Below are 11,603 nucleotides of genomic sequence, written 5' to 3' on the forward strand. Positions count from 1 at the left end.
ACAATCATGACCGTCACCATCTACCACAATCCCAAATGCGGCACCTCGCGCAATGTGCTGGCCATGCTTCGCGAAGCCGGCGAGGATCCGCAGGTGGTCGAATATCTCAAGACCCCACCCGGCCGCGAAAAACTGGTGTCGCTGATTGCCGCCATGGGCGTGTCGCCCCGCGCGATCCTGCGCCAGAAGGGCACGCCCTATGACGAGCTGGGTCTGGGCGAAGACAAATGGAGCGATGACGAGCTGATCGACTTCATGGTCGAGCACCCGATCCTGATGAACCGCCCCATCGTGGAGACCCCGCGCGGTACGAAGCTCTGCCGCCCGTCCGAAACCGTGCTGGAGCTTTTGCCGAAAGACGCGGTGAAGGCCTTCACCAAGGAAGATGGCGAGGTGGTGCGGTAGGCCATAGGAGACCGCATTCACGAAAAGCGGGCTTCCCCGCTGTACATTTGCCTCCGACACGCGTAGTACGGCGCAAAAGCGTTGGCAAAATGGCCGCGCTGCGCGCCTGCCAGGCGATCTGCTCCGCCGATCTCTCGAAGCGCGCTCATTTCCGAAAGAAGATGAATGACCGAGTTCGAAGGCATTGTGCCAGCGCTTGGCCGGGCGTTGGACAAGCGCGGCTATACCGAATTGACCCAGGTTCAGAAGGCTGTTCTGGAACTGGAACCCGAAGGCGCCGATGCGCTCGTTTCCGCCCAGACCGGCTCCGGCAAGACCGTTGCCTTTGGCCTCGCGCTGGCGCCGAGCCTGCTTGACGGCGCGGAAAGCTTTGATCGTGCCGCCGCTCCGCTCGGCCTCGCCGTTGCGCCCACGCGCGAACTGGCGCTTCAGGTCAAGCGCGAGCTGGAATGGCTCTATGCCGAAACCGGTGCCGTCATCGCCTCCTGCGTCGGTGGCATGGACATCCGTACCGAGCGTCGCGCGCTTGAGCGCGGTGCGCATATCGTTGTCGGCACGCCTGGCCGCCTGTGCGACCACATCCGCCGCAATGCGCTCGACATGTCGGATCTGCGCGCTGTCGTGCTGGACGAGGCGGACGAGATGCTCGATCTCGGCTTCCGCGAGGATCTGGAATTCATTCTCGATGCCGCGCCCGCAGAGCGCCGCACGCTGATGTTTTCGGCGACCGTCTCGCGCACCATCGCCAATCTGGCGAAGAACTATCAGCGCGATGCAGTCCGCATCACCACCGCCGCCGAGCAGAAGCAGCATGGCGATATCGAGTATCGTGGCTTCCTTGCCGTGCCGCAGGAGCGTGAAAACGCGATCATCAACGTGCTGCGTTACTATGAAGCACGCAACGCTCTGGTGTTCTGCAACACGCGCGCCACCGTCAATCATCTGACCGCGCGTTTCAACAATCGCGGTTTCTCGGTTGTCGCACTCTCGGGCGAGCTCAGCCAGAGCGAACGCACCCATGCGCTTCAGGCCATGCGCGACGGGCGTGCACGTGTCTGTGTCGCGACGGATGTTGCCGCCCGCGGCATCGATCTGCCCAATCTCGAACTCGTGGTTCATGCAGACCTGCCCACCAACAACGAAACGCTTTTGCACCGCTCGGGTCGTACCGGGCGGGCAGGGCGCAAGGGTGTCAGCGCGCTTATCGCGGCACCCAATGGGCGCCGTCGCGCCGAGCGCCTTCTGCGCGATGCCAAGGTGCGGCTTGAGTGGACAAGCCCACCCTCCGCGGAAGAGGTTCTTCAGCGTGATGACGAACGCCTGTTGGCGGATCCGCATCTGGAAGAAGCGATTCAGGAAAACGAGACCGAATTCGTCAAGGCACTTCTGGAAAAGCATGGCGCCGAACAGGTAGCGGCAGCCTTTGTCCGGCTTCACCGCGCAAAGCTCTCCGCGCCGGAGGATGTCACGGAAGTCACCATTCAGGATGGCGGCGGCATGCGCGAGGAACGCGCGCCGCGCCGCGAGGAATTCGACGCGAGTGTCTGGTTCTCGCTATCGGTTGGCCGCAAGCAGAATGCCGAGCCGCGCTGGCTCATCCCGCTTTTGTGCCGCGCGGGCGATATCACCAAGCGCGAGATCGGCGCGATCAAGATGCAGCAGGACGAGACCTTCGTTCAGCTCGATGCCGCCTGTGTCGACCGTTTTCTCGCGGCTCTGGGGCCGCAGGCCGTTCTGGAGCGCAGCATTCGTGTGGTCCAGCTCGATGGCGTTCCGGAGTTTGCGCACCGCAATGGGCCAAAGCCCTTTGCCGGAAAGCGCAGGCCAGCCGGCAAGCCGCACCGCAAGGGCGGTGAATGGCGCGACGATGCCAAGCCGTGGGCCAAGAAAGACGGCAAACCCGGCAAGCCGAAATTCGGCAAACCGGCCGGGGGCAAGAAAAAGGCGCGCAAGAATTCCGATTGAAGCCGGAGGCTTCGGGAGAGGAACAATATTGCGCCGCAACATCATCCGGGTTAAACACCGCGCATCCGCTTAGGACCCGGTGAAACTCCGGGTGGCTCTGCCGGCCGCTGATCCGCCGGTGCAACCTCGATCGTTTCTGTCTTTCCCGGCCGCAGAAGCCTGTCGGCGGTTGGGAGGTCATGTCTCCTGAAGGTTCCATGTTCTCGCTTTCCCATTACCGTGACGAATGGTTCGGCAATATTCGCGCCGATCTCCTTTCCGGCCTCGTGGTCGCTCTTGCGCTCATCCCCGAAGCCATCGCCTTTTCCATCATTGCCGGTGTCGACCCCAAGGTCGGGCTCTACGCCTCCTTCTCCATCGCGGTCATCACGGCCATCGCCGGTGGCCGGCCGGGCATGATCTCAGCGGCCACCGCCGCCACCGCCGTGCTCATGGTCACGCTGGTCAAGGAGCACGGGCTGCAATATCTGCTCGCCGCCACGGTGCTGGCCGGCCTGTTGCAGATCGGGGCTGGGCTTCTGAGACTTGGCCATCTGATGCGCTTCGTCTCCCGCTCGGTCATGACCGGCTTCGTCAATGCTCTGGCGATCCTGATCTTCATGGCGCAGCTGCCCGAGCTGATCGGCGTGCCGAACCTCACCTATGTGATGGTCGCTGCCGGCCTTGCCATCATCTATCTGTTTCCGCGTCTGACCAAGGCGATCCCATCGCCGCTCATCTGCATCATCGTGCTCACCACGGTGTCCATCGCCTTCGGTCTCGATGTGCGCACGGTGGGTGACATGGGCGAGCTGCCCTCCACCTTCCCGGTCTTCCTCCTTCCCGACATTCCGCTCAATTGGGAAACGCTGCAGATCATCCTGCCCTATTCGGCAGCCGTGGCTGCGGTCGGCCTTCTGGAATCGCTCATGACAGCCTCGCTGGTGGATGAGCTCACCGACACGCAGAGCAACAAGAACCAGGAATGCATCGGACAGGGTCTTGCCAACACCGCCACCGGCTTTATCGGCGGCATGGCTGGCTGCGCCATGATTGGCCAGTCGATGATCAATGTGAAATCCGGCGGTCGCGGGCGCCTTTCCTGTTTCGCGGCTGGCGTCTTCCTCCTGTTCATGATCGTGATCCTGGGCGACTGGGTGCGCCAGATTCCGATGCCCGCACTTGTCGCTATCATGATCATGGTCTCGATCGGCACCTTCTCATGGTCGTCGATCAAGAACCTGCGCGAGCATCCGCTGTCTTCCTCTGTGGTCATGCTGGCCACGGTCGTCTGTGTGGTGGCGACCCACAATCTCGCCATCGGCGTGCTGGTGGGCGTGCTTCTTTCCGGCATCTTCTTCGCCGGCAAGATCGCTCAGATCTTCCGCGTCACCTCCACCCTGTCGGAGGACGGGCGCGAGCGCACCTACCGCGTGGAGGGGCAGCTCTTTTTCGCCTCCGTTGAAGACTTCAACGCCGCCTTCGACTTCAAGGAAGGGCTGGACAAGGTCACCATCGATGTTTCGCGCGCGCATATCTGGGACATTTCCAGTGTTGGCGCGCTGGACATGATCGTGCTCAAATTCCGCCGCGACGGTGCCGAGGTGGAAATCGTCGGCATGAACGAGGCCAGCGAAACCATCGTCGACAAGCTTGGCATTCACGACAAGCCGGGCGCGCTCGAAAAGCTGATGGGCCACTAAGGGGGGCGAAATGTCAAAGATCACCGCATTCATCGACGGTTCCATCTATGCGCAGAGCGTGTGCGAACACGCGGCATGGATCGCCGGCAGGCTTGAGGCTTCCGTCGAGCTTCTCCATGTCCTTGGCCGTCGCGAGACGGGCAGCGCCCCGTCCGACCTCTCCGGAAACATCGCGCTTGGCGCGCGCACTTCGCTCCTGAAGGAGCTTTCCGAGCTTGACGAGCAGCGGGCGCGCCTCGCGATGAAACGCGGCCGTGCCATCCTGGAAGATGGCGAAGCCACCGTGCGCGCCGCCGGCATTGAAGCCGTATCGGGCCGCATTCGTCATGGCGATGTGGTCGAGACGGTGGCCGAAGTGGAGGAGGGTTCCGACCTTCTGGTGATCGGCAAGCGCGGCGAGGCGGCGGATTTTGCGAAGCTGCATCTCGGCTCCAATCTGGAGCGCGTGGTGCGGTCGAGCCATCGTCCGGTCTTCGTCGCCAACCGCGCCTTCAAGCCGATCGACAAGGTGCTCGTCGCCTATGATGGTGGCGCAAGCAGCATGAAGGCAGTGGACGCCATGTCACGCTCGCCGCTGTTTGCCGGCCTTTCCGTCAAGCTTCTCACGGTCGGCAGCGACACGACCGAGGCACGCAACCGCCTTGCCGAGGCCGAGGCCGTGCTGCGCGGCGGTGGCATCGAGGTGGCAAGCGAAGTGCTGCCCGGCCAGCCCGAGACGGTCATCTCCGAGCGCGTCGAGAGCGAGAATTACGGTCTGCTTGTTATGGGTGCCTATGGCCACTCGCGCATTCGCAGCCTGATCATCGGCTCCACGACCGAGGCGATGCTGCGCTCCTGCAAGATTCCGGTCATGCTGTTCCGCTAGGTCTGGTTGCAGGCCCGGTGGCTCTTTCCAGCCCCGCGCCCGCCATGCCATGAATGGCAAACCCGGATTGCAAGAAGAGAGCGCGAACCATGGCCCAAACCTTCGTCATCGCCCAGGGTGGCGGTCCCACCGCCGTCATCAACCAGACCGTTGCCGGTGCTGCGCTGGAGGCCATGAAGCTTTATCCCGGCTGCCGGGTTCTCGGTGCGCTGCATGGCGTGCGCGGCATTCGCGACGGGCGCTTCGTCACCCTTTCTGATCTTTCCGAGGCTGAGCTTCTGCGCATCGCCGCCACGCCGAGTGCGGCGCTCGGCTCCACGCGCGACAAGCCGGATGCGGCCTATTGCGAGGCAATCATGAGGGGGCTGAAGGAAGTCGGTGCGGATGCCTTCATCAACATTGGCGGCAACGATACCTCCGGCACACAGGCCATTCTCCGCGATGCTTCCGGCGGCGGCATGACCTTCATGCACGCGCCAAAAACCATCGACAACGACCTGATGGAAAACGATCATACGCCCGGCTTCATCTCGGCCGGTGAAATGGTGGCCGGTGCCTTTCTGAGCATCGATCTCGATTTCCGCGCCCTGCCGGGCGTTTATGTGGGCATCGTCATGGGCCGCCATGCGGGTTTCCTGACCGCCGCCTCCGCTGCATGGACGCTGGATGAGGAAAGCGGTCCGCATCTCGTCTATGTGCCCGAGCGCGCCTTCGAACGTGCCCGCTTCATCGAGGACGTGAAGGCGACGGTCGCCCGCCACGGGCGCTGCGTCGTGGCCATGTCGGAGGGTGTCTCCGATGCCGATGGCCGCTCGCTCATCGAAACGCTGGTGCCAGCCGAAATGCAGGAGCGCGACGCCCACGGCAATCTCAAGCTTTCCGGCAGCGATCTTGGCCAGGCCATCGAGCGCATTCTGGCCGAGGACCTCGCCGGCCAGCGCGCCCGCGTCGATACGTTCGGCTACCTGCCGCGCGGCAACATCGCCACGACCAGCGATACCGACGCGCGCGAGGCATACGAGGCCGGCGCTTTTGCGGTCCGTTCCGTGGACCAGGGCGACGGGTCTGTCGCGCTTCAGTTCGATGGCGAGAAGACGGTCTGCCGTCTGGTCGATCTCGATGCCGTTGCCGGCAAGACGCGCCACATGCCCGAGACCTATCTCAGACCGGATGAAAACCGTCTGTCAGACGAGGGCCTCGCCTATCTGCACCGCCTCCTGCCACGCCGCTACGATCCGGCGAAGCCGTTTGTGTAAGCTTCGCTTTCCTGGAATGTGTCGCGCTTGCGGTGGTGGGACGTCGACGGTCTAGCGCTTGCGCACGAATTCCGTGCGCAGCACAAGACCCTTGATGCCTTCGTGGCGGCAGTCGATCTCTTCCCTGTTGTCCGTCAGGCGGATTGTCTTGATCACCGTGCCCCGCTTCAGCGTCTGGCCCGCGCCCTTGACCTTCAGATCCTTGATCAGCGTCACGGAATCACCGTCCGCCAGCGCTTGACCTTCTGAATCGACGACCGCGCCGCGCTGCGCCTCAAGCGCTTTCATTTCCGAGGCCGGCATCCATTCGCCGGTGACCTCGTCATACACATAGTCGTCATCGCTGTCGGACATATCGCGCCTTTCTGAATCCGGGGTTCCGGGTTTTGTTCCGGAAGCTCTCAGCCCGGTCCCTTACTCCACGCTTGCGGTCTTGGCCACTCCCATGCACGGGTGAATGGCGAACCCTTCAGCGGCGCTGCGGATCAGTCCTGCTCTTCCAGATCCCTGATCAGGGCCTTCATTTCATCGATTTCGCGCAATTGTGCCTCGATGATCTCGTCAGCCAGTTCCCGCACCCGCGGATCGGAGATGTTCGCGCGCCTGCTGGTCAGGATCGCAATCGAGTGGTGCGGGATCATGGCCTTCATGTAGTCCACGTCATCCACCGTCGCTTGGCTGCGGACCAGCCAGAGCGAGCCTGCAAAGATGATGGCTGCGCCGGCAACGATGCCAAGATTGACAGCGGAGTTCTGATACATCGCCCACATGAAGCCGAGCATGATCACGGCCATGGCCGCCCCCATCAACAGCGCCATCCAGGCCCGGGTTTCACTCCAGAATATGTGATCGACCGCGTAGGTGTTGAGATACATCAACCCGAACATCACGATGGTCGAAGTGCCGATCATCGCGGCAAACCGGCTGTAGGACATCGGTTTGGGCTCCCTTTTCCGAACCAGATGTCCTCTCAACTCGCGTCAGGGATCGAGGTTCCGCTGCCCGGTCTCCCGGACTATCTCCGGACGAAGGCGCCGTCATTGTAGGCGTCGAAATATTCCACCTGCACTGCCTTGGCCAGATCTCCGTCAATCGAGAAGCGAACCGATGAAACGGAACCCGGCATGGCGTTCTCGTTCATCGGGTGAAAGACGAACTCGTCACCTGCCCAGTGCTGGAGCGGGAAGCTGCTTTTCGTGCCTTCCACTTTCATCACCAGGCCGCCATCGGCTTCCTCGACAATCAGATTGCCGAAATAGTCGTTGGCGAACGTGCCGGTATAGTCTTCGAGCTCACGAGCGGGCGTTGCATCTTCCGGCGCCTCCTTGCCGGCCAGCCTGCCGACAGGGTCCAGCATGGGGCCGAAGAGCACCGGATACATCGCCAGCCAGTCGCGCTGGATCTCGCCGAATTGCACGAGATCCATGAAACTCATCGCGATGCCTTCCACGAGACCGATGGGCTGTGCGTTGGACAAGACGACAATGCCGATATCGGCCGATGGGATCATGATGTAGTTGGTGGCCGCACCCAGCGCAAAGGCGCCCGAATGGCTGAGCATAACGCGGCCCGCCGGCGAAACACCAACGCCAAAACCGTAGCCATAGAAGCCGGCGCGTGCGGCCGGCACGGCAGGGCGTCCCGAGACAGACTGAGGGCTGAGGGCCGGAAGGAGTGCTGCCGTCTCCACGATCTGCCGCCCTTCAAAGGCGCCATTGCCCAGCACCATGCGCATCCATTTCGCCATGTCGTTCACGCTGGCGCTCACCCCGCCGGCTGGCGATTGTGCATCGGGGTTGCGCTGGAAACGCACCTGCCAGCCATCGTTCCCGCGCATGTGGCCGTGGGCTCGGTTCTCCCGGGTCACGAAATCGCTCAGTCTTGAGGAGGTGCGGTCCATCCCGAGCGGCTTGTAGATCGCCTCTTCGCTGAGGCTGGCCCAGTCCTTGCCGGCAACGCCGGCCACGGCTTCGGCGGCAGCCGTCAGGCCGAAATTCGTATAGGCGTATTGCAGGCGTAACGGGCCGGTTTTCAGATGCCGGAGCTGTTCGAGAATGACCTTCTGCGGATAACCGAGATCCTCAAGGTCGTCGCCGGCATGGTCGGGCAGGCCGGAGCGATGCGCATAGAGATCGCCAATGGTGAGAAGGGCCGTGGTATGGGGGTTGGAGAGCCTGAACCAGGGCAGGATCTCCGACATCGGCGTGTCCCAGTCGACGACACCTTCACCCACCTGTTGAGCAACCACCGTCGCGCCGACCGACTTGGAAAGCGATGCCAGCTGAAAGACCGTGTCCGCGTCCACCGCGCCTTCCTCGCCTGCCCTGCGCACGCCATAGCCCCTGGCGAAAAGAACCTCGTCGCTGCGCACCACGGCGACAGCAAGGCCCGGAACACCGGTCTCCTCCATGGCCTTCGCAATCAGGTCGTCCAGCGCTTCGACAGCCTTTTCGATCTGCCCCTCGGGGATCGCCACGCCGGCGGTCTGGGCAGGTGGCGGCAGGTCTCTGGCCAGTGCGGCCGACGGGGTGGCCAGCAGGGTCAGCGCGGTTGCGGCTGCGAGAAAGCGGGATGCCATCGCGAAGTCTCCAGTATGAACCGATTGCACCGACCTTTCTGCTGAAAACTCTTTAACGAAAATGAAATGCCGGCTCAGCAGAAGAGGTGGCGCTCTTTCTCCACCAGCTCGGCGATGAAGGCCGAGGCGACCTGAACCCGCCGCATGGGGCGCATGGATTCATGGTAGACCGTCCAGTAGCTGCGGCGGATGGGCTCGACCCAGTCAAGTGCGATGAGGTCGTCATGCGCGCGCGCGATGAAGGTGTGCAGTATGCCGATGCCTGCGCCGGAGCGCACCGCCTCCACCTGGCCCATCGCAGAGGAGACGGCAAAGTCTGCGGCCCAGTTCTCCGAGATTTCGGCGGCGTAGTCGAGGGTGGGGCTGAAGACGAGATCGGGCACATAGCCGACAAGCCGGTGGTGGCGAAGATCGGTGGTGCAACCGGGTAGGTCATTGCTTTGCGCATAGGCTTTCGAGGCATAGAGGCCGAGCGTGTAATCCACCAGCTTGGCGGCCACCAGTCGCCCCTCCGTGGGGCGGTCCACCGTCACGGCAATGTCTGCCTCGCGGCGCGACAGCGAGAGCGAACGCGGAACGGGAACGAGCTGGACGGAAAGGCCGGGGTGGCGTTCCGTCAGCGCACCGAGGCGTGAGGCGAGGAAGGCCACGCCAAATCCGTCCGGCGCGCCGATCCGCACCGTGCCGCTCACATCTTCGCTTTCGCCGGCTATTTCGGCCCGTGCCGCGATCATGTCGGCTTCCATGCGCTCGGCGGTTGCCAGCAGCTGCTCGCCCGCCGTCGTGAGTTCGGTCCCAGTGGTCAACCGGTGAAAGAGCTTCGCTCCGATGGAATCCTCCAGTGCCGCCACCCGGCGCGACACTGTCGCGTGGTTGAGCCCAAGACGCTTCGCGGCACCCAGAATCTGGCCTGCCCGGGCCACGGCAAGAAAAACGCGCACATCGTCCCAGTTCATTCATCGCTCCCGCACTCAACATTTTTGCACGCGACATAATATTTCGACTTTAATTTTTGCACAACGGTTGCTGTTCGCGTCGCGTTGCAAAACCCCGTATGAGTGGTGACAATGACGCCGACTTCATAATCAGGGAGAAGCCTCATGGAGGATTTCGGTCATTTCATCGGCGGCAGGCATGTCGCCGGAACGAGCGGGCGCAGCCAGGATGTCATGCAGCCCATGGATGGTTCAGTGCGCTGCAAGGTTGCGCTTGCCAGCGCTGCCGAAGTGCGCGCCGCAGTCGAGAATGCAAAGGCGGCACAGCCCGGATGGGCAAAGACCAATCCGCAACGCCGTGTGCGCGTTCTCATGAAGTTTCTTGAGCTTGTCCATCGCGATTATGATGAGCTTGCCGAGCTTCTCGCCCGCGAGCACGGCAAGACCATTCCCGACGCAAAGGGCGACATTCAGCGCGGGCTCGAAGTGGTCGAGGTCTGCATCGGTGCGCCGCACATGATGAAGGGTGAGTACACCGAGGGTGCGGGCCCGGGCATCGATGTCTATTCCATGCGCCAGCCGCTCGGCGTCGTGGCCGGCATCACGCCGTTCAACTTCCCGGCCATGATCCCGCTCTGGAAGATCGCGCCGGCGATCGCCTGCGGCAATGCCTATGTGCTGAAACCTTCCGAGCGCGATCCCGGCGTGCCGATGCGCATTGCCGAACTGTTCCTTGAGGCCGGCCTGCCCGAGGGCGTGCTCAACGTTGTCAATGGCGACAAGGAAGCGGTCGATGCGCTTCTCGACGATCCGGATATCAAGGCCGTCGGTTTCGTCGGCTCCACGCCGATTGCGCAGTACATCTACAGCCGCGCCACGGCCAATGGTAAGCGCGCCCAGTGTTTCGGCGGTGCGAAAAACCATCTCATCATCATGCCCGATGCCGATATGGACCAGACGGTCGATGCTCTGATCGGAGCGGGCTATGGTTCCGCCGGCGAGCGCTGCATGGCGGTCTCCGTCGCGGTGCCGGTCGGCAAGGAAACGGCCGACAGGCTGGTCGAGAAGCTCATTCCGCGCGTAGAAAGCCTGAAAGTGGGCCCCTCGACCGACGCCTCCGCCGATTTCGGTCCGCTGGTCACCCAGCAGGCGCTGGAGCGGGTAAAAGGCTATGTCGATCTTGGTGTCAAGGAAGGGGCAAAGCTCCTGGTCGACGGCCGCGATTTCAGGATGCAGGGCTATGAGAACGGCTACTATATGGGCGGCTGTCTCTTCGACAATGTCACGAAAGACATGCGCATCTACAAGGAAGAGATTTTCGGTCCCGTTCTCTCGGTCGTGCGCGCCAACACCTATGAAGAAGCGCTCGCTCTGCCCAATGACCACGAGTATGGCAACGGCGTTTCCATCTTCACCCGCGACGGTGATGCCGCGCGTGATTTCGCCGCCCGCGTCGATGTCGGCATGGTGGGGGTGAATGTCCCCATTCCGGTGCCGATCGCGTATTATACTTTCGGAGGGTGGAAGGCATCTGCGTTTGGTGATCTGAACCAGCATGGGCCGGATGCATTCCGGTTCTACACCAAAACGAAAACGGTTACTTCGCGCTGGCCATCCGGTGTGAAGGACGGTGCGGAATTCGTCATTCCGACAATGAAATAGGCGAAAAACGCAGCGTTTTTGCGATTTTTCGGAAGAACCCGCACCGGTCACCGGTGCGGGTTCTTTCGTTCGGGCGGAGTGTGGCCCGTTCCATCTTGTTTTGCCGGAATTATGCAAAATTGATGCGCGATTACCGTAAATTTTGAGGAAACTCGCTGGAAATCCTCATAAATCTCCTGCCAATGCAATGACATTGCAGTGGTCTGGTGCTAGCTTCCCGCGTCAACAAGAGCCGGAGAAACCGGCCTTCGGTCA

10 protein-coding genes and 1 other annotated feature are annotated in these 11,603 nt (G+C 62.3%); of the genes, 6 read left to right on the forward strand and 4 right to left on the reverse strand.

The annotated features are described in order from the left end of the window. Positions 1-6 precede the first annotated feature (6 nt). The 5 genes from arsC to AB2N04_RS04905 all read left to right on the forward strand — a co-directional run bounded on the left by arsC (position 7) and on the right by AB2N04_RS04905 (position 6,173). A complete protein-coding gene (gene arsC / locus AB2N04_RS04885) occupies positions 7-405 on the forward strand; it encodes an arsenate reductase (glutaredoxin) (protein ID WP_367717441.1) in 399 nt (132 codons plus the stop codon). Positions 406-570: 165 nt separating this feature from the next. Further along, positions 571-2,370, forward strand: coding sequence for a DEAD/DEAH box helicase (locus AB2N04_RS04890; protein WP_367717442.1), 1,800 nt, complete (start codon positions 571-573; stop codon positions 2,368-2,370). A 69-nt stretch (positions 2,371-2,439) separates the two neighbouring features. Beyond that, positions 2,440-2,495 (forward strand) — a sequence feature (sul1 is cis-regulatory element that is thought to sense ions involved in sulfur or methionine metabolism; They are found in Alphaproteobacteria). A 72-nt stretch (positions 2,496-2,567) separates the two neighbouring features. Beyond that, positions 2,568-4,052 carry a SulP family inorganic anion transporter gene (locus AB2N04_RS04895; protein ID WP_367718739.1) on the forward strand — a complete coding sequence of 495 codons (1,485 nt, stop codon included), beginning with the start codon at positions 2,568-2,570 and terminating at the stop codon, positions 4,050-4,052. A 10-nt stretch (positions 4,053-4,062) separates the two neighbouring features. Continuing rightward, the gene (locus AB2N04_RS04900) at positions 4,063-4,917 is read left to right on the forward strand and encodes a universal stress protein (RefSeq protein ID WP_367717443.1); all 855 of its coding nucleotides are present in this window, start codon (positions 4,063-4,065) and stop codon (positions 4,915-4,917) included. A gap of 89 nt (positions 4,918-5,006) precedes the next feature. Beyond that, positions 5,007-6,173 (forward strand): diphosphate--fructose-6-phosphate 1-phosphotransferase, encoded by a 1,167-nt coding sequence (locus AB2N04_RS04905; protein WP_367717445.1) that lies wholly within the window; start codon positions 5,007-5,009, stop codon positions 6,171-6,173. 51 nt (positions 6,174-6,224) lie between these two features. Here the strand turns inward: AB2N04_RS04905 and AB2N04_RS04910 are convergent, their stop codons facing one another. The 4 genes from AB2N04_RS04910 to AB2N04_RS04925 form a co-directional block, all read right to left on the reverse strand. Beyond that, the gene (locus AB2N04_RS04910; RefSeq protein ID WP_367717447.1) at positions 6,225-6,527 is read right to left on the reverse strand and encodes an alkylphosphonate utilization protein; all 303 of its coding nucleotides are present in this window, start codon (positions 6,525-6,527) and stop codon (positions 6,225-6,227) included. A gap of 131 nt (positions 6,528-6,658) precedes the next feature. Continuing rightward, positions 6,659-7,108 carry a DUF305 domain-containing protein gene (locus AB2N04_RS04915; RefSeq protein WP_367717449.1) on the reverse strand — a complete coding sequence of 150 codons (450 nt, stop codon included), beginning with the start codon at positions 7,106-7,108 and terminating at the stop codon, positions 6,659-6,661. 80 nt (positions 7,109-7,188) lie between these two features. Then, positions 7,189-8,751: a serine hydrolase gene (locus AB2N04_RS04920; RefSeq protein ID WP_367717451.1), complete on the reverse strand. Its 1,563-nt coding sequence runs from the start codon at positions 8,749-8,751 to the stop codon at positions 7,189-7,191. Positions 8,752-8,825: 74 nt separating this feature from the next. Continuing rightward, entirely contained in the window at positions 8,826-9,707 is an 882-nt protein-coding gene (locus tag AB2N04_RS04925) for a LysR family transcriptional regulator (protein WP_367717453.1), read from the reverse strand. A 144-nt stretch (positions 9,708-9,851) separates the two neighbouring features. Between AB2N04_RS04925 and AB2N04_RS04930 the strand changes: the two genes are divergently transcribed. Then, entirely contained in the window at positions 9,852-11,348 is a 1,497-nt protein-coding gene (locus AB2N04_RS04930; protein WP_367717454.1) for a CoA-acylating methylmalonate-semialdehyde dehydrogenase, read from the forward strand. Positions 11,349-11,603 lie beyond the last annotated feature (255 nt).

This window comes from Nitratireductor sp. GISD-1A_MAKvit (assembly GCF_040819555.1).
Classification (GTDB): domain Bacteria; phylum Pseudomonadota; class Alphaproteobacteria; order Rhizobiales; family Rhizobiaceae; genus Nitratireductor.

Excerpts from the sequence above, each read along its gene's own strand:
- arsC (WP_367717441.1), top strand. The coding sequence starts at position 7 with ATGACCGTCACCATCTACCACAATCCCAAATGCGGCACCTCGCGCAAT.
- AB2N04_RS04890 (WP_367717442.1), top strand. The coding sequence starts at position 571 with ATGACCGAGTTCGAAGGCATTGTGCCAGCGCTTGGCCGGGCGTTGGAC.
- AB2N04_RS04895 (WP_367718739.1), top strand. The coding sequence starts at position 2,568 with ATGTTCTCGCTTTCCCATTACCGTGACGAATGGTTCGGCAATATTCGC.
- AB2N04_RS04900 (WP_367717443.1), top strand. The coding sequence starts at position 4,063 with ATGTCAAAGATCACCGCATTCATCGACGGTTCCATCTATGCGCAGAGC.
- AB2N04_RS04905 (WP_367717445.1), top strand. The coding sequence starts at position 5,007 with ATGGCCCAAACCTTCGTCATCGCCCAGGGTGGCGGTCCCACCGCCGTC.
- AB2N04_RS04910 (WP_367717447.1), bottom strand. The coding sequence starts at position 6,527 with ATGTCCGACAGCGATGACGACTATGTGTATGACGAGGTCACCGGCGAA.
- AB2N04_RS04915 (WP_367717449.1), bottom strand. The coding sequence starts at position 7,108 with ATGTCCTACAGCCGGTTTGCCGCGATGATCGGCACTTCGACCATCGTG.
- AB2N04_RS04920 (WP_367717451.1), bottom strand. The coding sequence starts at position 8,751 with ATGGCATCCCGCTTTCTCGCAGCCGCAACCGCGCTGACCCTGCTGGCC.
- AB2N04_RS04925 (WP_367717453.1), bottom strand. The coding sequence starts at position 9,707 with ATGAACTGGGACGATGTGCGCGTTTTTCTTGCCGTGGCCCGGGCAGGC.
- AB2N04_RS04930 (WP_367717454.1), top strand. The coding sequence starts at position 9,852 with ATGGAGGATTTCGGTCATTTCATCGGCGGCAGGCATGTCGCCGGAACG.